We start from the raw sequence: 25,032 nt of genomic DNA, 5'->3' as shown, positions 1-25,032 counted from the left end.
TTTGTTTGTCTGTGAAGAGGCCTAGCGGCCGTGGAGGCGGCGGCGAAGGAGGGTGGCGACGCCAAGGATACCGGTGCCGAGCAACACAAGGGTTTCGGGCTCCGGTGTGTTGGCGGTTTGGGTGGTCGTGCCTACGTTGGTGAAGAGGAAGTTGTTGTCGTCATAGTCCAGGTCGCCGCCGTTGAAAAGATCTTCCATGCCGACATAGGTTCCAGCGGGAAGGCCGGAGACGCCATTCAGTGTGCCGCCTCCGAACGCGGCGGTGTAACTGTGGTTGATTCCATCAGGACTGTGTGAAGGATCGGTTCCGAAGAGGAATCCGGAGTTGAAGTTGGAGAGTTCGAAGGCCAGAACATCTCCGGCGGAGACGGAACCGAAGTTCGCGATGGTTCCGGCAGCCGCGGCGTGATTGTTGAAGAAGTAACCGCTTGTGTATCCGCTGGTTACATCGACCATGCGGATGACACTTGTATGGTCGGCCCGCTGACCGATGAAGTAACCGATGATATCGCCTGTGACATTGGCGGTCAGCAAGCTGGTTGGGGCGATACTGCCCGTGCTGCCATACGAGATAGTGTCAGCCACAGCCGGGACGCTGGCAGAGAACGATGTCAAGGCAAGAATGACGGATAGGTAGCGCATAGCTCTCCTGTGAATCACTCGCACGAAGCGCACACGTACACCGGAGATAGTGCACTTCGAGTACCAATGGGAGTGTTACTCAAGTCACCTGATTGCAACGGACTAGGTAATCGTCGACTTGGGGAATATGCAGGACGTTGCACTCAATCAAGGGAAAAAAGGAAGAGATTTACCCTCGACCGGGCGCATGTTTTCCTTCCCAAGCGGGGGCGATATTTGAGGGTTTTCGGCCCCCCGAAGCTGGCGACCAGCCTTAGTGACGAACAGAAATAGAGCACTTCGGGGGTCGACAACTGAAACGGCTGGACCTTATGGGGTCCAGCCGTTTGTTTGGTGACGGGAGAGCGTAAGAAGACGACCACTACTTCGATTTTGGAGGAAAATTCTTCAGCAGCTTTTGCATAGCCTTGTCGAGATTCTTCTGGTTCTTTTCCTGGTTATTGCTGGGATCAAGGGTTTTGGTTGCGCGTCCCGTCCAAACCAGTTGTTTGGGCGACGGGTCGTACATATCCAACACGATAGTTCCGATGTCAATGGTTGAGCTGGTTGCCGTTGCCATCCCACCCATTCCCATCCCACCCCATCGGGGACCACCACCCATGCTGTACGCGTTCCACTCTTTTTGTTGATCGACGGAAGTCTGATATCCGATATAGAGGTCGGCTTTGTCGCCAGTGGTTTTGGTGAGGCCTTTGGTAGCCAATTGTGAATCGACGGCCTCCTTGATCTGGGCATCGACAATCTGGTTGGGATGACTTGCTCCCTCAATGGCTATCCATTTATAGGTGTGATATTTCGAGAAATCCGTTCCAGGCATGGCGTTGCTTGTCACGTCCTGAGCGGACATCGCCATGCATGTCACGAAAGTCAAAATGAGGCCCATTCCTACCTTTGCGAAGGTATTCCTTGATATACGCATCTCTTTGGCTCCTTTCGTGTGGACAATCTCACTTGACTGAGATCCGGGATGATCAGAAACTCGCTGCATGGATCACAAATTGCGGTGGCGGTAAATATAGCAGAGTTAGTACGAATGTGGATTATTTCGCTACGGTTTGGCATGCAAACTACCTACAGCGGTTCTGCAATCGACATCGGCGGCCCCGTGACTTCGCGGGAAGTCACTTTACTTTTTAGACCTTAAAAGGGTGGCGAGCAGGACTCGAAGGTGACATCCGAAACTTGGAAAGTTCGAAAACTTCCACCAGGGCCGTTCTTTCACAGGTGAGAATTGGCCCACGTGCGGACTGGGCGCGGGCGCAATGCAATAATTTTGGGATGAGCGAACAATCTGGGCGGGTGGATCGGCGGCAGTTTCTGGTCGTGTGTTCGGCAGTGGGTCTGGGGCAAACGCTGTTGCCCGGGGTGCTGTGGGGGATGGCGGCGCAGGCGGGTTCGACTCAAGACAAGACGGAGGGTGCAGGGGTGGATCACGATCACCTGGCTGCGATTACAACGGAGATGATCGATGCGGCGGCGGCGATTGCAGCGGTGAAGCTGACGGATGAGCAGAAGAAGATGGTTCTCGACGGCCTGAAGCAGCAGCGTGAGTCGGTGTTGGTGATCCGGAGCATGAAGATTCCGAACAGCGTGGCTCCGGCGTTTGTCTTCGATCCCGTTCCGGCGGGTATGAAGCTGGATACGGAGCGCAAGCCCATGAGGATGAGCAAAGCTCCTGATGTGAGGTCGCTTGCGAGCAGCGGAGAGGATGCGCTGGCGTTTGCGACGGTGCGCGAGCTGGCGGAGCTGGTGAAGACGAGGAAGGTCAGCTCGGTGGAGCTGACGAAGATGTATCTGGCTCGGCTGAAGCGGTGCGATCCGCGGTTGCACTTTGTGATTACGCTGACCGAAGAGCGGGCGTTGAAGCAGGCGGCGGATGCGGATAGGGGGATTGCGGCAGGAAAGTATCGTGGACCGCTGCATGGGATTCCGTGGGGAGCAAAGGACCTGCTGGCGGTGAAGGGGTGTCGCACGACGTGGGGCGCGGCTGGATTCGAAGAGCAGACGTTCGACTATGACGCAACGGTGGTGGAGAGGCTGGATGCAGTCGGTGCGGTGCTGGTGGCGAAGCTGACGATGGGCGCGCTGGCGCAGGGCGATCTGTGGTTCGGAGCGCGGACGAGGAATCCGTGGAATGCGAAGCAGGGGTCGAGCGGGTCTTCGGCGGGGAGCGCGAGCGCGGTAAGTGCGGGATGCGTAGGGTTTGCGATCGGGACGGAGACGCTGGGGTCGATCTCGTCACCGAGTACGCGGTGCGGCGTGACGGGGCTGCGGCCTACGTTTGGGTTTGTTCCGCGTACAGGTGCGATGGCGCTGAGTTGGACGATGGACAAGATCGGGCCGATCTGCCGGAGTGTGGAGGACTGCGCGCTGGTGATGAGCGCGATCTACGGGCCGGATGGCCACGATCGAAGCGTGAAGGACGCGGCGTTCAACTGGGATGCGGAGCTCGATTGGAAGAAGTTGCGGGTGGGCTATCTGAAGAGCGAGTTCGATCCGCCGGAGGCTCCGAAGGATGCGAACGATGAGCAGAAGAGGGACTTTGCGCGGCAGATGTACGACGTGAAGTATGGGCAGGCGGCGCTGGACGCGCTAAGGAAGATGGGTGTGAACCTGATCGATGTGAAAATGCCGAAGGGGTATCACTTTGGCGATATCACTCCGGTACTGGGTGCAGAGGCCGCGGCGGCGTTTGACGAGTTGACGCTGAGCGGGCGCGATGGGTTGCTGACGGGGCAGCAGAGCTTCGACTGGCCTAACTCGTTTCGAAAGGCACGGTTTTATTCTGCGGTGGACTATGTGCAGGCGCAGAGGGCGCGGACGCTGGCGATGGAGGCGATGGCGAAGCTGTTCAGCGAGGTGGATGTTTTGGTGACGCCGAGCAATGGGGCGCAGCTTTCCGGGACGAACCTGACGGGAAATCCTGCGGTGATTGTGCCGAATGGCGTGCGCGGGGAGGATGCTCCGAAGCCGGACCATGAGGGAGACGGCGACCGCCAAAACACAGGCGGGCCGGGGACTCCGGTGTCGCTGACGTTTCTGGGAGGGTTGTACTCGGATGCGCGGCTGGCCGCGTTTGCGCGGGCTTACCAGGAGGCGACGGGATTTCATCGGATGCATCCGACGGCAGTGGTTAGTGATTAGTGGAAGTGCGATGGTGAGTACGTTGGTTGAGGCGCGTGGGTTGGTGAAGGAGTATGGCGCGGGGGTGCGCGTTGTGGATGATGTGTCGTTCACGATTGAGCGTGGGGAGACCCTGGGGCTGGTTGGGGAGTCAGGCTCGGGCAAGAGCACGGTGGCGCGGATGTTGCTGCGGCTGGTTGAGCCGGCCGCGGGCGAGGTGATGTTCGACGGGCGGGATGTGCTTGGGGGGAGTGCAGGCAAGCTGCGGGCGATGCGTCGGCGGATGCAGATCGTGTTTCAGGATCCGTATGCGGCGCTGAATCCACGGATGCGCGTGCGGGAGATTCTGGCGGAGCCGTTTGCGATTCACCGCGAGCGGTGCCCGCGGGAGCGGCTGGCGGAGATGCTGGGCGAGGTGGGGCTGGACGCGAGCGCGCTTGAGCGGTATCCGCATGAGTTCAGCGGAGGTCAGCGGCAGAGGATCAACATTGCGCGGGCGCTGGCGCTGCGGCCTGAGTTCGTGGTGCTGGATGAGCCGGTGAGCGCGCTGGATGTGAGCGTGGGGGCTCAGGTAGTGAACCTGCTGCGCGAGTTGCAGCGGCGGCATGGACTGACATATCTGTTCATCTCTCACTCGATGCCTCTGGTGCGCTATCTCTGCGACCGCGTGGCGGTGATGCGGAGGGGGTGTCTGGTGGAGCTGGGAGCGTGCGAGGACGTGTGCGGCTCGCCACAGGAGGCGTATACGCGAGAGTTGATTGCTGCGACGCCGGAGATGCGTATTGTCTGAGCGGCTGCGGGAGTGTCGATACAATAGAAGATGGATGATCTCGGAATTTAACGCGTATCTGCATTCTGTCTGGCTGGTCGCAGCTTCGCTGATCGCGGGCGTCATGAATGCGATGGCGGGAGGCGGCTCGTTTATTTCGTTCCCGGCGATGCTCGCCGTGGGTGTCTTGCCAATTCAGGCAAACGCAACGAACACGGTTGCGCTGTGGCCGGGTCAGCTGACTTCGGTGGCGGCGCTGCGGGATGACCTGCGGCGCGACCTGTTGCCGGTGGTGTGCGGCGCGTCCGTGCTGGGCGGAGTGAGCGGCGCGGTGGTTCTGCTGAATACGCGGCAACTTACGTTTCTGCATATGGTGCCCTGGCTGCTGCTGGTCGCTTCCCTGCTGTTCGGGTTGAGCGGCCCGGTGTCGCGGTGGCTGCGGCAGCGATCGGCGACGCCTCATGAGGCGCACACGCCGGCGCTCGTGCCGCTGTTCCTGGTGCTGCTGCCAGTGTGCTTCTACATTGGCTACTTCGGCGCGGGAGCGGGATTTCTGATCATGACGGCGCTGGCGCTGTTTGGGGTGGAGGAGATGCACGCGCTGAACTCGCTGAAGGTGCTGGCCGCGTGCCTCTCGAATCTGTGCGCCGTGCTGACGTTTATCGTGAGCGGCGCGGTGGTGTGGCGCTACTGTGTGATCTCGATGGTATTTGCCGGCGTGGGCGGTTATGTGGGAGCGCAGTACGCACGGCGAATGAACGCGAATGTGCTGCGGGCGATTGTGGTGGTGACCGGGTGCGCCGTGGCGGGCTACTTCTTCTGGAGGTACAGATGATGCATCTGGGTGGGCATGAGGTGGAGCTGATTGGGTTCGTGGCGGCGTTCTGCACGACGACGGCGTTTGTGCCGCAGTTGCTGCGCGTGGTGAAGCTGCGGTCGGCGCGCGATATCTCGCTGGGGACGTTTCTGCTGTTCTCGGTGGGAGTGGCGCTGTGGCTGCTGTATGGGATCTATACGGGGTCGAAGCCGGTGATCGCATCTAATTTAGTGACGCTTGTACTGTCGGTGAGCATTCTGGTGTTGAAGTTGCGATACGGCCGCGGGGCGCTTGAGAAGGAAGTGGGAGTATGAGCCACGAAGGGATTCGGTTTGTGAATGCGGAGCAGGCGACGCGCGAGGCTGCGACGGAGCAGAGGCTTCCGGTGGAGGCGGCGACTCCGGCGAAGGTTCGGGTGCATAAGACAGAGGGCACGGGAGTCGAGATCGACTGGAAGGACGGCCACAGGAGCGAGTGGAGCTTCGCGTGGCTCAGAAACGCCTGTCCGTGTGCGACGTGCCATGAAGAGCGCGAGCAGAGCGGACGAAAGCCGGGCGAGGCGAAGCCAAAGGCGCAGGCGCTGCTGCCGATGTACGAGGCGCCGGTGCGGCCGGCGGAGGTGACTCCGATGGGCAAGTATGCGGTGAAGTTCAAGTGGACGGACGGGCACGAGAGCGGCATTTACTCGTGGGAGTATCTGCGGCGGGTGTGCCAGTGCGAGGCGTGTGGGGGCAAGGGCTAGCGGCTTGATCCGGCGTACGCGTCAAGCTGCGCCAGCGCGTCTTCGACGGAGTTCGCGACGAGAAGGACCTCGCGGTTGCGCTGCTTGAGCAGGCCTTCGGCGACGCAGTGGTCGAGGAAGTCGAGGAGCTTGTCGTAGAAGCCGTTGATGTTGATCAGGACGATGGGCTTCTGGTGGATCTTGAGAGTCTGCCAGGCGAGAACCTCGAACATCTCCTCGAAGGTTCCGAAGCCTCCGGGAAGGATGAGGAAAGCGTCGGCGAGATCGCCCATCATCGCCTTGCGGGTGTGCATGGTGCTGGTGACGTGCAGCTCGGTGATGCCGTGGTGGGCGACTTCGAGGTTGACGAGGACTTCGGGGATGACGCCGACGACGCGACCGCCTGCGGCGAGCGAACTCTCGGCGAGGGCCTGCATGAGGCCGACGTTGGCTCCGCCGTAGATGATGCCGATGTTTTGCTGCGCGAGCATGCGACCGAGTTCGACGGCGGTCTCGCGATAGATGGGGTTGGTACCGTTGGCTGAGGCGCAGAAGATGGCGACGTTTGAGATCACGAATCTGAGGATATCAAGCCGCGTTATGAGGAATGTGAATGAGAGGGCAATGACTGCGAAGTTGCGGCTTCTGAGGCGATGTCCCTGATGCGGGGCGCCGCCTCAGAAGCCAGACGGGGAGTTGCGTGCGCTCTTTGGGCGCTCTGATTTATTTGATGTGGATCGTGGCTCCGTTGAGCGAGGTCGAGACCTCGGCGATGAGCGAGCCGGCCTGCTGCGTTTCGGTAGCAGAGTGGTAGACGACGCGGGTTCCGGGCTGGAGATTTAGCGTGACCGGCTTGCCGGCATCGAGTTTTACGACTTCCTCACCGGCCTTTACTTCCACGGGCGAGTTGGAGTCGTTGAGCAGGGTGAGTTTGACCGTCTTGGTCTTGCCGAACATGGCATTGACCGGCGAGTGAACGGCGGTCGCGGCATAGGAGACGGGCGAGGCGAGCAGTGAAGATGCGACGACAGTGACTGCAAGAAGATTGCGGTATTTCATTGTTTAGCTCCCAGTGGTGCTGCGTTTACAAACGATGGGCTTGTCTGCCATGGTTCAGAAAGCCCGTCGATGTCGATACGCATTGGACTCATGAAAGTTCCCGAAGATGTTGCAATGTGACGAATTGTGGGGAAACGGTGACGAGGCGATGAGAATGTGTCGCGAAGGTTAAAATTGAAATTGGAGCGTGTATCAGATTGAGTCGTCTTTTAGAGAATATGAATCCTCAGCAGCAGGAGGGGATTCGCACGGTGGATGGGCCGGTGCTGCTGCTTGCGGGTGCGGGCAGCGGCAAGACGCGGGTGATCACGCATCGCATCGCGTACCTGATAGAAGAGCGTGGTGTGCCTGCGGACGGAATTCTCGCAGTGACGTTCACCAATAAAGCGGCGAAGGAGATGGAAGAGCGTGTGGAAAAGATTCTTGGCCACACGTCGCTGACGAAGCCGACGCTTTCGACCTTCCACAGTTTTTGCGTGCGCGTGCTGCGACGCGATATCGAAGCGCTACGCGTTGGCGGGGTGGGGCTGACGAAGAGCTTCGCGATCTATGACGAGCAGGACCAGCAGGCTGTGGTGAAGATGGCGCTGAAGCGTCTGGGGATCGATGACAAGAGCCTGAAGCCGAGAGTGGCGCTGGGACGGATCAGCTGGGCGAAGAACCACATGATCGATCCGCAGGAGTACTTTCTTGCCTCGACTAATCCGCTGGAGGAGAAGATAGCGCACATCTTCGAGATCTATCGCAAGGAGATGGCGAAGGCGAATGCGATGGACTTCGACGATCTGCTGCTGGAGACGGTGCGGCTGCTGAAGTCTGCGCCTGAGGTGCGGGAGAGATATAACCGGCGGTATCGCTACGTGATGATCGACGAGTACCAGGACACGAATCGTCCGCAATACGAGCTGATGAAGCTGCTCGCGGGACCGGAGAAGAACATCTGCGTGGTGGGCGATGAAGACCAGTCGATCTATAGCTGGCGCGGCGCGGACATCAAGAACATCCTCGATTTCGAGAAGGACTTTCCGGGCGCGACGACGATTCGGCTGGAGCAGAACTATCGTTCGTCTCAGGTGATTCTGGAGGGTGCGAGCGCGGTGGTGGCGCAGAATACGCAGCGCAAGGGAAAGAATCTGTGGACCTCGCGCGAGGGCGGCTCGCTGATCGGGTACTACGAGGCTCCGGACGGCGAGAACGAGGCGCTGTTTATCGCGGACCGCATCAAGCAGTATCTGCGGGACGCTGGGCAGCAGAACGACGAGCCGCGGTGCGCGGTGCTGTACAGGACGAACTCACAGTCGCGACTGGTGGAAGAGGCGCTGCGGCGGTATCAGATCCAGTACCACATGGTGGGAGGGTTCAGCTTCTACGATCGCGCTGAGGTGAAGGACCTGTTGAGCTATTTGAAGCTGGTGCAGAATCCGCATGACTCGATTGCGCTGCAGCGTGTGATTAATTCGCCGGCGCGCGGGATCGGCAAGACGACGATGGAGACGCTCGAGCGGATGGCGCTGAGTTCGGGCATGAGCACGTGGGACACGATGGCTCGCGCGATGGAGGACCGGCTGCTTCCGCAGCGGACCCTGAATGCGCTGGAGGGGTTCCGCAGGCTGATTGAAGATGCTCGCGCGATGCTTGGGGCTGGGTTCGCCGAGAAGCTGACCGAGGATGTGCGCGAGGCCGAGAGCGGCGATGCATCGTTCGATGTATCGGAGTTTGGCGGCGAGCCTGAGGCCGAGGCAGATGCCGTGCCGGTCGAGGATGGGGCGGATGAGGATGCTCCGTTCGACACGAGTTTTAATTTCAGCTTTGACTTCGGGCTGAGTGAGGAGATCTCGACGATTGCGCCGGAGAATGCGAAGGATTCGGATGAGGCGCATGGGTTTGCGGCGGCGAGCTTCAATCCGTTCGCTCCGGTGGTGCTGAAGGAGGCGAGCTCCAAGAGGACCGCAGATCCTTCGACTCCGCTGCGCTCCGCTCAGGATGACACGCCTGGAGGGAACACCTCGCCTAAGGAACGGGCAGCGTTTCGGAAGCCGGGAGACAGGGCTACGCTGCCGGAGTTGATCAAGTTTTTGAACGATCGCAGCGGATATATTCGTGCGCTTGAGGATGAGGGGACGCCGGAGAGCTTTTCGCGGATTGAGAACCTGAAGGAACTGGCGAACGCTGCGCAGGATGCCGAAGAGCGCGGTGAGACGCTGGATGAGTTTTTGGACCATGCTGCGCTGGCGAGCGATGCGGATCAGTACTCAGCGGAGGCGAAGGTGACGCTGATGACGCTGCACGCGGCCAAGGGGCTGGAGTTTCCGCTGGTGTTCCTTGCGGGCATGGAAGAGGGTTTGTTTCCGAGCGCGCGGACGATGATGGACCCGACGGGTCTGGAGGAGGAGCGGCGGCTCTGCTATGTGGGGATGACACGTGCGATGGACACGCTGGTGATGACACGGGCGCGCTATCGCCGGCGCTATGGGAACGATGCTCCGGAGGCGAGCGTGGCTTCGCGGTTTCTGGAGGAGGTTCCGTCGCGACTGGTGGAGGACCTGGGGAGCCCGCCAGCGCGACCGCAGTTCTCCGGAGACTACAGCGGGCTGTATGCGACGCCCTATCCGAAGGCGAACCGCTTTGGCCGCGGCGAGCAGGAGGCCGGAGAGCAACACTGGAGCTATGAAGACGAAAACCAGAGCGGCGAGCGTCCAGTGTCCTCGTATGCGGCGTCACGTTTTCGTTCTGGCGGAGGCAAAACAGGGGGCTCGGGCTCGCTGGACAACATTGCGAGCTTTTTTGCGGGGCGCGGGCAGAAGCCAGGAGCAAAACCTGCGCGGCCGAAGATGGAGATCGAGGAGCCGACGGGCAAGACCGGCCTGAAGCAGGGGACGAGGGTCCGGCATCCGAAATACGGCGAAGGAACGGTGTTTCGTCGCGAAGGCGATGGGGATGACGCGAAGATTACAGTACAATTTCAACAGCATGGCGTGAAGAAGCTGGTGGAGAAGTTTGCCCAGCTGGAGCGCCTCTAGGTTTCCCGAAAAATTCTTTTAGAGAGTGATTGGCAAGATTAAATGGCAAATACCAAGAGCATTACAGACAAGGTAGAGCGTAAGAAGGTAAAGCGGGCGGCGCGCAAGAAGGCGGCTCCGAAGGCGAAGCGTACGACTCCGCGCGGCTCGAACAAGGCGAAGGTCAGGAAGTTGTCGCGCGGCCAGTCGAAGCGCTAGCGCGATGAAACGATGAGGCCTTCCGGGCCGACGTTGCGGCGATGAATGCCGAAGCCGAGGCCCGGGAGGTTCGCTCCTCCCCGAAGTGTTTCCGTCTCACAGGCTGTATGTTGTACTCGGGTGAGTCCGGGACGACTCCCTCAGGATCCCGGACAATTCTGTTTGAGGAGCAGGGCGCTGGCCAGGCAGATCTTTCGAACCAAATCTATCGACAAGCTGATCTCGGAATCGGAGCGGCCGGAGCATGCTCTGAAGAAGACGCTGGGGCCGTTGAGCCTGACGGCTCTGGGAATCGGCGCCGTGATCGGCTCGGGCATCTTCACGGTGATCGGCACGGCGATCGGCGGCAATCCGGCGACCGAGGCGAAGTGGGCTGATTCGCCGGTGATCGACCTGTTTCTCGGACTGCTGCACCATACCAGCGGCGCGGTGGCAGGACGGCCGGGAGCAGGTCCGGCGCTGGCGATCTCGCTGGTGCTGGTGGCGATTGTGTGCGCGCTGACGGGGCTGTGCTACGCAGAGCTGGCGAGCATGATCCCGATTGCGGGGTCAGCGTACACGTACACGTATGCGACGCTGGGCGAACTCGTGGCGTGGATCATCGGGTGGGACTTGATCCTGGAGTATGCGTTCAGCAATATGAGCGTGAGCGTGGGTTTCGCTGCGCACGTTGTGGACCTGCTGGACTGGCTGGGGCTGAAGATCTCACCAAAGTGGCTGTCGCCTGCATACCTGCCGCTGGGCCTGCAGGACCTGCAAGGGCACGATATCTATGGGCGCGGATGGCACGCGGGGTTCAACATTCCGGCATTTTTGATTGTGCTGCTGCTGACGGTCGTGCTGGTGCGCGGGATTCGCGAGTCTGCCCGGACAAACAACATTATGGTGCTGGTGAAGATCATAGCGATCCTGATCTTCGTCTTCTTTGGGCTAAGCTTCATCCATCCCACCAACTACGTTCCTTTTACGCCGAATGGATGGGGCGGCGTGCTTGCGGGCGGGTCGATCATCTTCTTCACGTACATCGGGTTTGATTCGGTTTCGACGGCAAGCGAGGAGTGCAGGGCTCCGCAGAAGGACGTTCCCAAGGGGATCCTGGCAACGCTGGTGGTGTGCACGATCCTTTACATGGGCGTGGCGCTGGTGTTGTGCGGGATCGTTCCGTGGCAGACGGTTGCGGGTGACGGCGCTCCCGTGGTGAATGCGCTGAAGCGGGTTTCTCTGACGCCGGGCGGCCACAGCTTGCATTGGGTTCGGCTGGCGGTGCTGCTGGGCGCGATCGTGGGAATGATCTCGTCGATCCTGGTGTTTCAGCTGGGACAGGCGCGGGTCTGGTTTGCCATGTCGCGGGATCGGCTGTTGCCGGACGCTTTCAGCAAGGTGCATCCGCGGTACAGGACTCCGGCGTTTGCGACGTGGGTGGCGGGCTTCCTGGTGGCGATTCCGGCGGGACTGTTTGACGTGGGTTCTCTGGCGGAAATGTCGAACATTGGCACGCTGTTCGCATTTGTGCTGGTCTCGATTGGAGTGATCGTGCTGCGGGCGCGTCAGCCGGAGCGGTATCGCGGCTTCCGGGTGCCGTTCGGGCCGGTGATTCCGGTGCTTAGCGTGATCTTTTGTGGGCTGCTGATGGCGGGGCTTCCGGCGAAGACGTGGCTGCGGTTCTTTGTGTGGCTGGTGATTGGCCTATTCGTTTATGTGTTTTACAGCCGGAAGCGAAGTGAGTTTTACTCGCCCGAAGCCTAAGATAGTGAGATGGCTCGAAAGCTAGCGAAACAGGATTCCCAGATCGACGTGGTGGATTGGCTGCGGGGGCTGCCGAAGGCAGAGCTGCATCTTCACCTTGAGGGCACGATCAAGCCGGAGACACTGGTGGAGTTGAGTCGGCGGCATGATCCGGAGCCTCTGACGCTGGAGGGTGCGCGAGCGCTCTATCAGTACGAGAACTTTCTCGGGTTTCTGATGTCGTTCAAGGCGGTGACCGAGCGGCTGCGCCGGCCGGAAGACTACGAGCTGATTACGTACAACATGATTCGCGAGCTGGCGACGCAGGGCGTCGTGCACGCCGAGGTGTATGTCTCGTTCGGGATCATCTACTACTGGAAGAAGACCGAGGTCGAGCCTTACGTCGAGGCGATCGAGCGGGGGCGCGAGCGGGGCGAGAAGGACTTCAACACGAGCGTGCTGTGGATCGTCGACGCGGTGCGGCACTTTGGCGTGGACGAGGGAGCGCGGGTCTTTCGGAAGGCGGCGGAGCTCAAAGAGAAGTATCCGAGCATTGTGGGGATTGGGATCGGCGGCGACGAGGCTCGGGGGCCGGCGGACCACTTTCGCGATCTGTACAAAGAGGCCAAGGCTGCCGGGCTGCGGTTAACGGCCCATGCGGGTGAGTCGGTGGGACCGGAGAGCGTGTGGTCGGCGATCAACATTGGAGCGGAGCGAATTGGCCATGCACTGGCGGCGCAGCACGATCCCGATCTGATGGAGGTGCTGGCGCGGAAGCAGATTCCGCTCGAGATCAATGTAACGAGCAATGTGCGGACGGGATGCTGCAACGGCTTCAAGGAGCATCCTGTGCGGCAGTACTTTGACTCAGGGCTGATGGTGACGCTGAACTCGGACGATCCGCCGATGTTCGGCAGCGACCTGCTGGGGGAGTATGTGCTGGCGCAGGATCAGTTCGGGTTCACGATGGAGCAGATGCGCGAGCTGGCGGCCAATGCAGTGGAGGCGAGCTTCCTCGATCCGGCGCGAAAGCTGGCGCTGCTGCAGCAGGTTGAGCAGTACGGATAACTCCGGATCGTTCTCTTATTCAACGAGGTTCCATAGCCCTCCCCCCTCACTACTTAATTGTGTAAAGTATTATATTCATTTGACTTAGCCTGGTACTTTGACGCAAAACTACGATGTTTTCAGTGCCGGATTCAGCAAGATATTCAAACCAAGCGAGTTAGCAAAGCAGATGGCCCGGAACGAATCGCTCCGGGCCATCGACTTATCTTCTATCTCTATTGTAGTGAAATGAGGGAAATTAATTGGCAGTTTGGGATACTAACCTTAGTCACTTGTTTTGTTATATTTAGCTGAACATTACGCCGTGATGTGCCTTGACAGCGTTTCGATTTCCGCTAAGGGGTTGCCCTGGGGGCGAAGTAGCCTTTGCTGGCTCGGACGTGGTAGCGCTGATCGAGTGCCTGCAGGTAGATCGTCCGGAAGGCACCGTCCTGCTTGAAGTCCGCGGGGCGATAGACGAGGGAGTACTGGCTGCGCAGCTCTTCCTGGATGTTGCGGAAGCCGATGGCGACGTCCTCAATCTTGGTGGGAAAGAATGGCATGCCGCCTGTGGCCTCGGAGATAGTGCGAAGAACCTCGTCACCCTTGTCTTTGCTGGGGGAGATGTTGGTCGAGATGGTGTAGACGATGGTCTCGGCGCGCTGGCACATCTTGATGGCGTCGGACTGCTGGGCGCGGCTGTAGTTGTCGTCGCCGTCGGAGACGACGATGAGGGCGCGGCGGACGGCGCCATCTTCCTTGAGGGTCAACATCTGGTCGCGGCAGGTCTTATAGAGCGCGTCGTAGAGAGCGGTGCCTCCGCCGGGGCGCAACTTGCGGATGCCCTGATTAAGCAGGTCGATGTTGTTGGTGAAGCCCTGGGTGACGTCGGTCTCGATGTCGAAGCCCTCGACGAAGGCTCGGTCGTTGCGGTGGAGGATCTGGAGGAGAAACTCGATGGCGGAGTCCTGCTCGAACTGAAAGCGCTGGCGGATGGAGCTCGATGTGTCGAGCATGATGCCGACGCGCAGGGGCAGATTGGTCTGTTGGCTGAAGCGGAGGACAGCGACCGGCGGACGGCCGTCGTCGAGCAGGCCGAAGTTCTCCCGTTTGAGACCGGTGATGAAGCGGCCCTTCTTGTCGGTGACGGTGAAGATGAGGTTGACCTCGTTGACGCGGACGACGAGTTTGTAGGCGTCAGGATTGGCATCGTCACCGGGCTGGGGCTGCTGGCCGTTGGCCGACGCGGGGGCAGGCTGTTGCGCAGCCGGGGTCTGCGCCGGCTGCGTCTGTGGCGTTGTGGGCGCTGCGGCTGGCGCGGGTGCCGGGGGGGAGGTGGTGGGGGCTTGGGCGCAGAGAGGCGCTGCGGCGAGGGCGGCAGCAAGGAAAACAACGTTAGGGAGCCAGGAGGAGCGATTCATTCGGACGGGACCAGTCACCCGGTTCATTTTACTCAAATTGGCCGCTTATCGGTGCGAACATTAGCCAGAAACTGATTAAGCTGCACGGGTAGAGGCGATTCGATGGCAAGGGCTTTGCGGGTCTGAGGGTGAGTGAAGGCCAAGCGGGCAGCATGGAGGAAGTTGCGGTCGAGCGAGAGTGTGGATGGAGGCTGGCCGATCTGGTGCGGGGCACCGTAGAGAGTGTCGCCGACGACGGGGTGGCCGAGAGCCTGGAGATGGACGCGGATCTGGTGGGTGCGGCCAGTCTCGATGCGGACCTCGACGAGCGTGAAGTCGCCGTAGTGTGGGGAGTGGATGCGCTCGAGCACCTTGACGTGGGAGACGGCGGGGCGGACGCCTTCGCTGTCGGCGGAGCGGCGGGTGGTCATGCGGGTGCGGCGGACGAGGTCGCGGCCGATGGGGAGCTTGATGGTGATCGAGTCCTTGGTGAGGCGGCCGTGCACGAGAGCGATGTAGGTTTTTTCGAGCTCGCGTGAGGAGAACATCTCCCCGAGCTTGCGGTGGGTGCTGTCGTCTTTGGCGACGATGATGATTCCGCTGGTCTGCTTGTCGAGGCGGTGGACGATGCCGGGGCGGAGTTCGCCGCCGACCTGTGAGAGCTTGTTGAAGTGGTGGAGGAGGGCGTTGACGAGGGTGCCCGCGTTGCGCTCGTCGACTTCGCCCGGCGCGGCGTTGCCGGACCCGGCGTGGACTGTCATGCCGGCAGGCTTGTCGATGATGGCGAGGTGCTTGTCTTCGTAGAGGATGGTGAGGGGGATGTCCTCGGGGAAGGCGTGCAGTGGCGGCGGGTGCGGTGCGCCTTCGATCTCGATCTGCTCGCCGCCTTGCAGCTTGAGCTTTGCCTTGGGAGGCTGGCCGTTGACGCGGACCTGGCCGTGTTCGATGAGGAGCTGGACGCGGGCGCGGGAGATATCGGGAATGGCCTGGGCGAGGTACTGGTCGAGGCGGAGGCCGGCGGCCTCGGGCGCGGCAGTGAAGGCGTGGGTGCTGTCTTCGGCATCGTCGTCGATGTCGAGGATAGGGATAACTGGAGGTGGGGGTGACTCGACGCCACGGGTGGCGCGGTACTGGGGCTTGACCGTGCGGCGGCGCTGGCCCTTGGGGAGCATGTTTTTAGACGGCATGAGCGACCAGCCTTCGGGGTTGCTGCCAGAGAAGCGCAGCTGTGACGATCATACCGAGCGCGACCCACTGGATGGGGTCGAGGAGGGTGGCGAGCCTGCCTTCGGAGTAGGTGGGCTGGCGCAGGAAGGTGAGGAGGAACTGCGCGAGGCCGGTGAAGAAGAGGACTAGAGCGAAGGTGTCTCCGGAGCGGCGGCGGCGCGGGAGATGGCGGAACAGGATGACGGTGATGACGGCAGCGGCGAGCGCGACGTAGAGCGCGACGGGGTGAATCCGCAGAGACGTAGAGGGAACGGTCACGGCCCAGGGGAGCGAGCTGGGAAGGCCGGGGTCGCTGCCTTCGGCGAAGTGTCCAAGGGCGAGGAAGGCCCAGGCGAGCGTGGCGCATGGGGCCCAGGCGTCGAGCGCTGCGAGCAGGGGGAGGCTTCGCGTGCGGAGATAGATCGCCGTGGCGATGGCGGTGAGGAGAATCCCCAGCGGCGTGAGCGACGGGACCATCAGCAGAAGGATGGGGTAGGCGAGGAAGGTGCTTAGATTGGTGACGACGAGAAGGAGTCGCGAGAGGACGAACGCCGCGATGACGGCGAAGAGTCCTGCGTTCCAGAGGCGGTCGGGGTTGAGGCCGACGAGGGCGGCGGTGCGAAGGCTGAGGCCCAGCGCGAGCATCAGGCCGATGGCCGCAAGCAGGCCGAAGGTTGGGATGGTCAGGAATCCGAGGTGAAGGAGATTGGGGTGCACGGGCGTCAAAAATGCAGGTCCTTCGACTCCGCGCTATGCGCTTCGCTCAGGATGACAGAGCTGAATTGTGAGACACAAGGCCAGAGGCAAGGAGACCGACCGGCTAAAGATGCAAAAGACCGACCCACTGGGCCGTACGCTGATGCGCTGGTGAACCCGTCCTAAGACGGCGGGACCCTGCCGTGGTTCTTTAGGCATTCCGGACTGGCGGACGTTGCACACCGAACCATATATACGAGCCAGGCCCCTGTTCAATGAATGTTGGTTCAACCAGCGTGGATCGCGTACCTGCTTTGCAGGCCGGTCTCTTAGGTTGTGATGCTACAGGCGGTGGGGTGGCTTTGCAAGTTGACGGGGTGTGTTGAAAGGAGTAGGGAGCTAAGGAAAATCAAGAGAACTAGCCGGCTTTGCGGTCTTCGAGGATCTCGTCGAGCATTCCGGCGAGGGAACCGGCGCGGGAGCGGATGGTGACCTGCGAGAGCGAGAGGCTGCCTGCGAGGGCCTCGTAGCGCTGGCGCAGGGTTTCAAGCTCGTCGGCGATGTTGAGGGCGGCGAGCACGGCAACTCTGAGCGAGTCGACCGTGTTGCCGTGGGCGGAGACGGCGCGCATCTTGGCGTCGACGACGCGCGCGAGCTGCTCGATGTATGCAGGGTCGATTCCGCGAAGGTGATAGATCTGGTCGTAGATCTCGACGGCGACGGACTGGCTCACGGCCTGTTGAGGCTGGGTCTGTTGCGGTGCGGGCTGCGTGAGAGTCTGGTCCATCGGGGCTCCTGTAGCGGTTTAGATTAGCTCGTCCATCTGCTGCAACATCTTTTCGACGCGCTGCTTGACCGTTTCGCGGTCCTTGCTGAGGGTGGCGACTGCGGTCTGAGCCTCTTGGGCAACGAGGGTCTGAAACTCGAGCTGCTCCTTGAGGCTGGCGATCTCTGCCTCGGCCTTGGCGCGGGCTTCGCGCTCCTGTTTGATGATCTCGACCGCGCGAAGGACTTTCTGTTCGAGGGCCTGGAACTCGTCGACGCTGATGGTAGCTGTGCTCATTTACATACTCCTGTTGCGAAGTATAGATGCGCGGGGCGTGGATTTTGTGTGCAAGGAACCTTTCTGGGTGCCTCTTTTCTCACGGTTTTTGAAGGACTAGGCGCGTTGGGCTCCGCCTAGCTTCGTGAGGGCTTCGATGATGCGCGCGGACCAGCCGGTGATCTCTTCGTCGCGCAGGGTGCGGTCGTGCGACTGGAAGACGGTGCGGAGGAGCAGCGAGTAATGGCCGGAGGGGACGGCTTTGCCCTTTGGATCGCGAAAGATCTCCTCCGGTGTGAGGCGCGACATCTCCGGGATGGAGAGCGCGCGAATGTTCTCGGCGATGGTGTGCCAGGAGGTGGTGTCGGGGAAGACGAAGGAGAAGTCGCGCTCGACGGCCTGGTAGCGGGAGAGTTCGCGGGCGGTGACGCGCTTGAGCGGCAACTCGTAGAGGCGGGCGAGGTCGAGCTGCGCGAGGTAGACGGTCTGGCGGAGCTTGCGGGACTCGCGCTGGGCGGAGGCGAGCTCGCCGAAGTGGGCGAGGGGCTGGTTGTCGAGCAGAGCAGTGGCGGAGCGGCCGGGCTCGAGCCATGCGGGGGTTTTGGCCGTGGTGAAGCTGAGGGCTGCGGGGCCGCCCGGTGGGGCGAAGAGGGAGACGAGGGATTCGATGACGCCCTTAAGCTCGAAGACGGGGGCGTCCGATGCCGAGTGCAGCGGTGTGGCTTGCTGCGATGCGGAGGTGAGGCCGATGGCGAGCTGCGGAGTCTCAGTGACCTCGCCGATGAATGTGGTGTCGGGAATGGCGGAGCCGATGAAGATCTGGCCCTGCTCGAAGAGGCGAACCTCGCGGACGTCGCGGTTGAGGTTGTGGGCCAGCATGGTGAGCATGCCGGGGGCCAGCGCAGGGCGGAGGAGGGATGCCTCTTCGGAGAGAGGGTTCTCCATGGCGACGGTTCCCTTCCCTTCGGCGCCGGGAGCGTAGAAGAGCTCGGAGTCTTCGCGGCTGGCGAAGGAACTGGAGACGGCCTCGCTGTAGCCGAGGGAGAGGAGGCGGCTGCGGACGGCGTGCTCGGCTGCAGCGGCTGGATAGTCGGTGACGGGGAGCGCGGTGGGAAGTGTGTTGGCGAAGCGGTTATAACCGTAGACGCGAGCGACCTCTTCGACGAGATCGATCTCGCGCTCGAGGTCGAGGCGCCAGGAGGGCAGCTTGACCTGGTAGACATCGAGGCCGTGCAGGAGAGGCTGGCAGCCGAGCGAGGTGAGGTAGCGGGAGACGATCTCGCCGGTGATGCCTTCGGGCTCGAGGGTGGTACCGAGGTGGCGGTGCACCTGCTGAATGGAGATCTCGATGGTAGGACGGCCTGCGGTGTGGGCCATCACGTCGGGATCGATGACATCGATGAGCTCGCCTTCGAGCTTGCCGCCGGCCTCGAGGATGAGCTGCGAGACGAGGCCGTTGGCGATGGGCGCGGCGTTGATGTCGGCTCCGCGCTCGAAGCGGTGGCTGGCGTCGGTGAAGAGGAGGTGGCGGCGCGAGCTGCGGCGGATGCTTGCGGGATCGAACCACGCGGCCTCGACGAGGACGTTCTTCGTCTCCGGGGTGATCATCGAGTCCCAGCCGCCCATCACGCCGGCGAGGCCGAGGGCCTTCTTCTCGTCGGCGACGACGAGGTCGTCGGGCTCGAGGGTTCGCTCGGAGCCGTCGAGGAGGCGAAGCTTTTCGCCTTTGCGGGCGAGACGGACAAGGATGCCGCCTTCGATCTTGTCGAGGTCGAAGGCATGGGTGGGATGGCCCATGCCGGTTAGAACGAAGTTCGAGGCATCGACGGCGTTCGAGATCTGCTTCTGGCCGAGGAGCGAGAAGTATTGGGCGACACAACCGCTCGATGGCGCAATGGTGATGTTGCGCAGGACCTGCGCGGTGAAGCGTCCGCAGAGGCCTTTGGCTTCAGGCGCGATGGTGACGGGGAAGGGCTCGTCGACGAGGGTACCGACGGGGAGCCTGGGGTGCAGCGGCGCGAGCGGAAGGTCGTAGATGGTCGCGGCCTCGCGGGCGATGCCGTAGTGGTTCATGGCGTCGACGCGGTTGGTTGTGATGTCCATCTCGAAGAGGTGGCCGTTGCCTTCGCCCAGCGGGTGGACGCCTTCTACGGCGACGCCGCGGAGGGTGAGGTCGTCGGCGAGCTGCCGGTCGGTGACGGAGAGCGTAGGGAGATAGTGGCGCAGCCAGTTTGTGAGAATTTTCATGAGTGAGTCAGCGAGTCAGCAAGTCAGCGGAAGGCCTCCCGGCTGCTCTGATGGGTAGCTTCATTGTAAAGGAGCGAGGGAGCGTTAGCTGATGGAGTACGTGAACCTTCTGTGCCTTGTTGTCGTATCTGGGCGTGGATGGAGCGAGGAGGTTGAGGTTTATGAACATGGTGCTTGGCCTGACGTTGATGGCCGCTTTGGGGATGGGGATTCCGATGCAGGGCCAGGCTGTCCCTGCGCTGGACGCAATCAAGAACGAGCAGGAACTGACGGGTGTGGTGGCGGAGCTGGATAAGCAGCTGTTCGACGCATACAACAACTGCGACCTGGCCAGGATGAGCTCGCTGGTAGCGGATGACCTGGAGTTCTATCACGACAAGACGGGGTTGACGGTGGGCAAGCAGCCGTTTCTCGATGCAATCAAGAACAACATTTGCGGGAAGGTGCAGCGAAAGCTGGTGGAGGGGACTCTGGAGGCGCATCCCCTGCATGGATATGGGGCGGTGGAGATCGGGGTGCATCGCTTCTACCATCCCTACGCGCAGGACCATGGCGAGGTAGGCGAGGCGAAGTTCATCCACCTGTGGCGGTACAAGGACGGAGCGTGGAAGGTGACGCGAGTGATCAGCTACGACCACGAAGCGGCGAAGTGAATTTGCAAGTGCAGATTGCGAGAGGCTCGGTTATGCTCTAGAGGCTGATTCGCCGGGCCATGCCTTCTGTCTCTACCAAATCCAGAGTCTGAAAGGAATCGCTATGCGCTGGTTGCTGCATTGGATTGTGAACGCAGTTGTTCTGCTGGTGGTCTCGCACTTCGTCCAGGGTTTCCAGATCAGTAGTTTCGGTTCAGCGATGTTCGCGGTGGTGATCATTGGAATCGTGAACGCAACCCTGGGACTCTTTCTGAAGTTCATGACGTTTCCGCTGTCGCTGCTGACGCTGGGGCTGTTTGTCTTTGTCATTGACGCGATTGTGCTGTGGTTTTCGAGCAAGCTGGTTCCCGGGTTTACCATTACAGGTTTCATGCCGGCGTTGATTGCGGCGCTGGTGCTGGCGCTGATCCAGATGCTGCTGGGCTTCTTTGGAGCGGAGAAGACGGCGTAACGGAGCGCACCTCAGGCATAGGAGAGAGCAGATGGAGACACTCGTCCATTATCCGCGGTTAGTTCTGGTGGTTGCGTTTTTGGTGCTCTGGTTCGTGGCCTGGGTTGGACTAAAGCTGAGGGAGCGGCGACCTGGCATCTCGGAGGATCTGCGCGCGGATTACAGTGTGGTCCTGGGAGCAACACTGACGCTGCTTGCTCTGATTATCAGCTTCAGCTTCTCCATGGCGATCGGGAGATACGATCTGCGCAAGAGCTACGAAGAGGCCGAAGCAAATGCCATAGGGACCGAGTACCTTCGGACCGATCTACTTCCGGCAAATGGGGATAGGGCACGGGAACAGCTTCGCCAGTACATGGACCTGAGGATTCAGTTCTACACGATGCGCGACTCGAACGAACTGGCACGGATCGACGCTGAGACGGAACGGTTACAGAACGAGATGTGGATTACGGTTTCGCGGCCGGCGCTCACGCAACCGCTTCCCGTGGTCATCACGCTGGCCGTGGCCGGCATGAACGATGTGATCAACTCGCAGGGTTACACGCTGGCGGCCTGGCGAAACCGGATACCGGGCTCCGCGTGGGCACTCCTGTTCTCGATCGCCATCTTCTGCAATGCACTGCTTGGGTTTGGAGTGAGGCTGCCGAATTTAAAGCTCCTGATGGTGTTGCCCCTGGTGGTCTCGGTCGCGTTTTTTCTGATTGCAGATATCGACAGCCCGAGCAGGGGAACGATCCGTGTTCATCCGGTGAACCTGGAGACTGTTCGAACGGGCATGAAGTAGAGCATCCTGACGATGCGTGCGGCTCGGACTATGTCCTTGTGTTCGCGGATGTAGAATTCCGTCCATCTGTATCTCGTATCGGGAAGCGAGGTGCGATCTTGCCTGAGCTCGAGAGGAAGCAGAACTTCTGGACGACGATGCCGGGAATCCTGACCGGCCTTGCAGCGCTGCTGACTGCGGCTACAGGTCTGTGGGTTGCCATAGGTCCGCACGAGAAACCCGGCGCAAACGAACACCCTGCTGCGGTCTCTGCTCCGTTGCAGAGCACTGCGCCTGGCTCTGCGCCGCCTGCGTCCACGCAACAGGGTTCGGTTTCTACGGCAGTTGCTCCGGCTGCGGCGAGGGGTAGGGTGACCGTGACCTCGCGTGCCGGAGAGGTCACCAATCTATCGGCTAAGACATTTATCCATAACTTCACCGAGAAGGCCATTGAACTGACCAGCGGTCAGACGATCGCGTTCGAAAAGATCAAGGCGATCGACTTTCTCGACGTGCACGCAGATGAGCGCACGGTTGATGTCAAGGTGACGCTGGTCGATGGAAGGACAGTCGACGGTGCGATGAAGAAGGACTACGCCTTCAATGGTGAGAGCGACCTCGGGCCCTTCCACATCACCGTACAGGATGTGAAGCAGATCGTCTTTGCTTAGGCGAACCGCTCGAGGAAGCGCATGTCTCCTGAGTAGAAGTGGCCGATGTCGGAGACGCCGTGAAGCATCATGGCGATGCGCTCGACGCCCATGCCGAAGGCGAAGCCGGTCATCTTCTCCGGGTTGTAGGCGTCGTCGTCGGGGTTGATCTTGCGGCGCTCGGCGGTGACGGCGGCGAAGACGGCGGGGTCGACCATGCCGCAGCCGAGCAGCTCGATCCAACCGGAGTGCTTGCACTTGCGGCAGCCGGAACCTCCGCAGAAGATGCAGGAGATCTGCACATCGGCCGAGGGCTCGGTGAAGGGGAAGAAGCTGGGGAAGAAGCGCGTCTTGACGGCAGAGCCGAAGAGCGCCTTCATGGCGTGGTCGAGTGTTCCCTTGAGATCGGAGAAGGTGATGTTGGTGTCGACGCAGAGGCCTTCGACCTGGTGGAAGATGGGCGAGTGCGTGGCGTCGGCGGCATCGTTGCGGTGGACCTTGCCCGGAATGACGATGCGGATGGGTGGGGCCTGCGCGATCATGGTGCGAATCTGCACTGGCGAGGTGTGGGTGCGCATCAGCAGGCGGTCGCGCGAGGGGCGGGTGTGCTGGCCGGCGATCTGGAGCGTGTCCTGGGTGTCGCGCGCGGGGTGGTTGGGCGGGAAGTTGAGCGCCTCGAAGTTGTAGAAGTCGCTCTCGACCTGCGGGCCGAGATTGGTGGAGTAGCCAAGCTGGTGGAAGACGCGCACGACCTCGTGCATGGTCTCGAGCAGCGGGTGTGCGATGCCGGGGCGGCGAACGGCTCCGGGGAGCGTGATGTCGATTCCCTGCACTGCCGTTGCTGCCGGCTTCGCGGCAGCAGGAGCTTCGAGGACCTGCTCGATCTGCTGCTTGAGCTGGTTGAATCGCATGCCGAGTGGCTTGCGGGCCTCGGGGGGAGCGGACTTAAGCCAGGCGTCTGAGATCAGCTTGAGGCGTCCCTGTTTGCGGCCGAGCCAGTGCAGGCGGAAGTTCTCCTGAGCCTCCACGGTGGTCAGCGAGGAGGAGCCTGCGCGTACCTCTTCGGCGAGGGTGGCGAAGGCGGCATCGAGGGCGGGCTCGTCGTACGAAGGAAGCTGAGGAATGGCGTCGGTCATGGCTGCGTAGTTCAAGGATAAACGAGCGGGGAATAAATGACGCGGCAGCTACAGCGCCGACAGCACGATGGCCAGCACGACTGCGCCGAGCAAAAGACTGCGACGGTCGGTGATGGCGTAGACGACGGGATCTTCGTCGAGCTTGCCGCGCGAGGCGAGCAGCCAGAGACGGCTGATCCAGAGCAGGAGCACCGGAATCAGCAGCCAGAGGCGCTTGGTGTGGCTGTAAAGATGCGCAGCGTCGAGGTTTGAGATGTAGAGCGTAAGGACGGCGACCGAGACATAGCCCGATGCCGAGCCGAAGGTGCGGAGCTGCTCGACATCGGTGATGTGGTAGCCGCGGCCCTTGGCGCTGGCGCCTCCGCGCTCGCGCAGGTTTTCAAGCTCGGCGAAGCGCTTGACGAAGGCCAGCGAGAGGAAGAAGAAGATACTGAAGCTTCCGAGCCACGCGGAGGCCTCAACGCCGGTGGCGGCCGAACCGGCCAGGATGCGAATGGTGTAGAGGCCGGAGAGGACGATGACGTCTACGAGGACCATACGCTTGAGCCGCAGAGAGTAAGCCAGGGTCGTGATCGCGTAGATCGCAAGCCAGGTGAGGAAGTGATAGGGCCGACGAAGGGCGTGCGCCGGCGACATTGCAGCGAGCACGTGCGGGAGCGCGAGGGCGATCGAGATGGAGGCGATCAGGAAGGCGAGGACTACCCAGACACCAGCGATCGCCGAGAGATCCCCTGACGCGAAGGGGCGCCTGCGCTTGCGCGGATGCTGGCGGTCGACCTCGAGATCGAGGAGGTCATTCACGATATAGGTGGCCGAGGCACAGAGACCGAAGGAGAGGAATGCGAGCGAGGAGGCTACAAGCAGGCCGAGGGAGAGGGAATGGGCCAGCAGAACGGGGAGAAAGATAAGGACGTTCTTTGCCCACTGATGGATGCGGATCGCCTTGAGCCAGGACTTGATGGGCGAGGCCCTCTCGGTAAAGGTACGGACCGGAATGACATTGGTCTTTCTCAGGGCAGCACTCAGCCCGGCGGTGGGGTTGGCCACCATGGGCTGCTGGCAGTTCTGGAGTAGCGGAAGGTCGGGTAACGCATTTCCGATGTAGCAGAAGTGGTCACCGAACGCCTGGCGGAAGGCAGCGAGCTTGTTCGGTCCTGCGAGGTTGAGCTCGCCGTCGGAGGCCAGGACGCCGTTGAAGAGTCCGAGATGCACGGCGACCCGCTCGGCAAGGGCCGAGTCGGCTGCGGTAGCGAGGTAGATCGGCCGGCCGGTGGAGTGCTGCTGCTCAAGAAATTGCAGCAGTTCGCGGTTGTAGGGCAAATGGGCTACGTCTAATGAGACAGCGGAGGTTATATGTCGTTTGAGGGCGGCTTTGCCCTCAAGAATCCAGCCGGGAATCCGGAGAAGGAGCTCGGGATGATGACGTGCAAGCACCAGGGTGGAATCGACGAGTGTATCGGACTTGACCAGCGTCCCGTCGAGATCGACACAGAGCGCCGGAAGGGTAGCAGTGTCGAGAGCGGAATCGGAGATGCGCAAGTGTGAGCCTCTCTTTGAAATTAGAGCGATTACCGGACGAAAACCGCAATTTACGCCCAATATCGCGTTTCAGGAGCTGCCTGGGACGAAACCTTCGAGCCTCGTTATACGTCATTATCAATTAT

Annotated in this window: 25 protein-coding genes and 1 other RNA gene; 13 read left to right on the top strand and 13 right to left on the bottom strand. The window is 61.2% G+C overall.

Annotation, left to right across the window (positions count from 1 at the left end):
- Positions 1-21: 21 nt before the first annotated feature.
- Both Q363_RS10890 and Q363_RS10885 read right to left on the bottom strand, forming a co-directional pair.
- Positions 22-642, bottom strand: a complete 621-nt coding sequence (locus Q363_RS10890; RefSeq protein WP_051978646.1) for a PEP-CTERM sorting domain-containing protein — start codon at positions 640-642, stop codon at positions 22-24.
- Between the two features lie 361 nt (positions 643-1,003).
- Entirely contained in the window at positions 1,004-1,495 is a 492-nt protein-coding gene (locus Q363_RS10885) for a DUF4136 domain-containing protein (protein ID WP_245632158.1), read from the bottom strand.
- A 425-nt stretch (positions 1,496-1,920) separates the two neighbouring features.
- Here Q363_RS10885 and Q363_RS10880 point away from each other — a divergent pair, with 425 nt between their 5' ends.
- Genes Q363_RS10880 through Q363_RS10860 form a run of 5 tightly spaced genes read left to right on the top strand, consistent with a single transcriptional unit; the run spans position 1,921 to position 6,093 of the window.
- Positions 1,921-3,786 (top strand): amidase, encoded by a 1,866-nt coding sequence (locus Q363_RS10880; protein ID WP_035350020.1) that lies wholly within the window; start codon positions 1,921-1,923, stop codon positions 3,784-3,786.
- Between the two features lie 10 nt (positions 3,787-3,796).
- A complete protein-coding gene (locus Q363_RS10875) occupies positions 3,797-4,555 on the top strand; it encodes an ATP-binding cassette domain-containing protein (RefSeq protein WP_035350018.1) in 759 nt (252 codons plus the stop codon).
- Positions 4,556-4,589: 34 nt separating this feature from the next.
- Positions 4,590-5,369 carry a sulfite exporter TauE/SafE family protein gene (locus tag Q363_RS10870; RefSeq protein ID WP_035350015.1) on the top strand — a complete coding sequence of 260 codons (780 nt, stop codon included), beginning with the start codon at positions 4,590-4,592 and terminating at the stop codon, positions 5,367-5,369.
- Entirely contained in the window at positions 5,366-5,665 is a 300-nt protein-coding gene (locus tag Q363_RS10865) for a SemiSWEET transporter (protein ID WP_245632157.1), read from the top strand. The genes Q363_RS10870 and Q363_RS10865 overlap by 4 nt, the downstream gene beginning before the upstream one ends.
- Positions 5,662-6,093, top strand: coding sequence for a gamma-butyrobetaine hydroxylase family protein (locus tag Q363_RS10860; protein WP_035350013.1), 432 nt, complete (start codon positions 5,662-5,664; stop codon positions 6,091-6,093). The genes Q363_RS10865 and Q363_RS10860 overlap by 4 nt, the downstream gene beginning before the upstream one ends.
- On the opposite strand, the gene Q363_RS10855 is transcribed toward Q363_RS10860, so the two are convergent.
- Complete coding sequence (locus Q363_RS10855; RefSeq protein WP_245632156.1) at positions 6,090-6,647, bottom strand: LOG family protein; 558 nt, start codon at positions 6,645-6,647, stop codon at positions 6,090-6,092. The genes Q363_RS10860 and Q363_RS10855 overlap by 4 nt on opposite strands.
- 148 nt (positions 6,648-6,795) lie before the next feature.
- Positions 6,796-7,131, bottom strand: coding sequence for a hypothetical protein (locus Q363_RS10850; RefSeq protein WP_035350011.1), 336 nt, complete (start codon positions 7,129-7,131; stop codon positions 6,796-6,798).
- 218 nt (positions 7,132-7,349) lie between these two features.
- Here Q363_RS10850 and Q363_RS10845 point away from each other — a divergent pair, with 218 nt between their 5' ends.
- The 4 genes from Q363_RS10845 (at position 7,350) to add (ending at position 13,142) form a co-directional block, all read left to right on the top strand.
- On the top strand, positions 7,350-10,151 hold the full coding sequence (locus Q363_RS10845; RefSeq protein ID WP_035350008.1) for an ATP-dependent helicase: 2,802 nt from the start codon (positions 7,350-7,352) through the stop codon (positions 10,149-10,151).
- Positions 10,152-10,193: 42 nt separating this feature from the next.
- The gene (locus Q363_RS42005) at positions 10,194-10,349 is read left to right on the top strand and encodes a hypothetical protein (RefSeq protein WP_169746963.1); all 156 of its coding nucleotides are present in this window, start codon (positions 10,194-10,196) and stop codon (positions 10,347-10,349) included.
- Between the two features lie 162 nt (positions 10,350-10,511).
- Positions 10,512-12,095: an amino acid permease gene (locus tag Q363_RS10840; protein WP_035350006.1), complete on the top strand. Its 1,584-nt coding sequence runs from the start codon at positions 10,512-10,514 to the stop codon at positions 12,093-12,095.
- A 9-nt stretch (positions 12,096-12,104) separates the two neighbouring features.
- Positions 12,105-13,142, top strand: a complete 1,038-nt coding sequence (gene add / locus Q363_RS10835; protein ID WP_035350004.1) for an adenosine deaminase — start codon at positions 12,105-12,107, stop codon at positions 13,140-13,142.
- Between the two features lie 335 nt (positions 13,143-13,477).
- Here add and Q363_RS10830 read toward each other — a convergent pair whose 3' ends face one another.
- The 7 genes from Q363_RS10830 to pheT all read right to left on the bottom strand — a co-directional run bounded on the left by Q363_RS10830 (position 13,478) and on the right by pheT (position 19,712).
- Entirely contained in the window at positions 13,478-14,569 is a 1,092-nt protein-coding gene (locus Q363_RS10830; protein WP_245632163.1) for a VWA domain-containing protein, read from the bottom strand.
- Positions 14,570-14,574: 5 nt separating this feature from the next.
- Positions 14,575-15,708, bottom strand: a complete 1,134-nt coding sequence (locus Q363_RS10825) for an RluA family pseudouridine synthase (protein WP_035349993.1) — start codon at positions 15,706-15,708, stop codon at positions 14,575-14,577.
- Positions 15,698-16,444, bottom strand: coding sequence for a prolipoprotein diacylglyceryl transferase (locus tag Q363_RS10820; protein ID WP_245632162.1), 747 nt, complete (start codon positions 16,442-16,444; stop codon positions 15,698-15,700). Before Q363_RS10820 ends, Q363_RS10825 begins: the two co-directional genes overlap by 11 nt.
- A gap of 117 nt (positions 16,445-16,561) precedes the next feature.
- Positions 16,562-16,749: non-coding RNA, 6S RNA (gene ssrS, locus Q363_RS46160), on the bottom strand.
- Between the two features lie 92 nt (positions 16,750-16,841).
- On the bottom strand, positions 16,842-17,210 hold the full coding sequence (locus Q363_RS10815; protein WP_051978644.1) for a cell division protein ZapA: 369 nt from the start codon (positions 17,208-17,210) through the stop codon (positions 16,842-16,844).
- 18 nt (positions 17,211-17,228) lie between these two features.
- The gene (locus Q363_RS10810) at positions 17,229-17,486 is read right to left on the bottom strand and encodes a hypothetical protein (protein ID WP_035349988.1); all 258 of its coding nucleotides are present in this window, start codon (positions 17,484-17,486) and stop codon (positions 17,229-17,231) included.
- Positions 17,487-17,582: 96 nt separating this feature from the next.
- A complete protein-coding gene (gene pheT / locus Q363_RS10805; protein ID WP_035349985.1) occupies positions 17,583-19,712 on the bottom strand; it encodes a phenylalanine--tRNA ligase subunit beta in 2,130 nt (709 codons plus the stop codon).
- Between the two features lie 161 nt (positions 19,713-19,873).
- Here pheT and Q363_RS10800 point away from each other — a divergent pair, with 161 nt between their 5' ends.
- The 4 genes from Q363_RS10800 (at position 19,874) to Q363_RS10785 (ending at position 22,253) form a co-directional block, all read left to right on the top strand.
- A complete protein-coding gene (locus Q363_RS10800) occupies positions 19,874-20,365 on the top strand; it encodes a nuclear transport factor 2 family protein (RefSeq protein WP_035349983.1) in 492 nt (163 codons plus the stop codon).
- 103 nt (positions 20,366-20,468) lie between these two features.
- Positions 20,469-20,816, top strand: a complete 348-nt coding sequence (locus Q363_RS10795) for a phage holin family protein (protein WP_035349980.1) — start codon at positions 20,469-20,471, stop codon at positions 20,814-20,816.
- A 31-nt stretch (positions 20,817-20,847) separates the two neighbouring features.
- Positions 20,848-21,603, top strand: coding sequence for a bestrophin-like domain (locus tag Q363_RS10790; RefSeq protein ID WP_035349977.1), 756 nt, complete (start codon positions 20,848-20,850; stop codon positions 21,601-21,603).
- A 98-nt stretch (positions 21,604-21,701) separates the two neighbouring features.
- Entirely contained in the window at positions 21,702-22,253 is a 552-nt protein-coding gene (locus Q363_RS10785) for a hypothetical protein (protein ID WP_035349974.1), read from the top strand.
- On the opposite strand, the gene pheS is transcribed toward Q363_RS10785, so the two are convergent.
- Positions 22,250-23,368, bottom strand: a complete 1,119-nt coding sequence (gene pheS, locus Q363_RS10780) for a phenylalanine--tRNA ligase subunit alpha (RefSeq protein ID WP_035349972.1) — start codon at positions 23,366-23,368, stop codon at positions 22,250-22,252. The two genes, Q363_RS10785 and pheS, sit on opposite strands and share 4 nt — an antisense overlap.
- A gap of 48 nt (positions 23,369-23,416) precedes the next feature.
- Positions 23,417-24,907, bottom strand: coding sequence for a UbiA family prenyltransferase (locus Q363_RS10775; protein WP_035349970.1), 1,491 nt, complete (start codon positions 24,905-24,907; stop codon positions 23,417-23,419).
- Positions 24,908-25,032: the final 125 nt, after the last annotated feature.

The sequence above is a fragment of the Edaphobacter aggregans DSM 19364 genome (assembly GCF_000745965.1).
In the GTDB taxonomy this organism is placed as follows: domain Bacteria; phylum Acidobacteriota; class Terriglobia; order Terriglobales; family Acidobacteriaceae; genus Edaphobacter; species Edaphobacter aggregans.
This window is presented reverse-complemented; position numbering and strand designations above follow the sequence as displayed.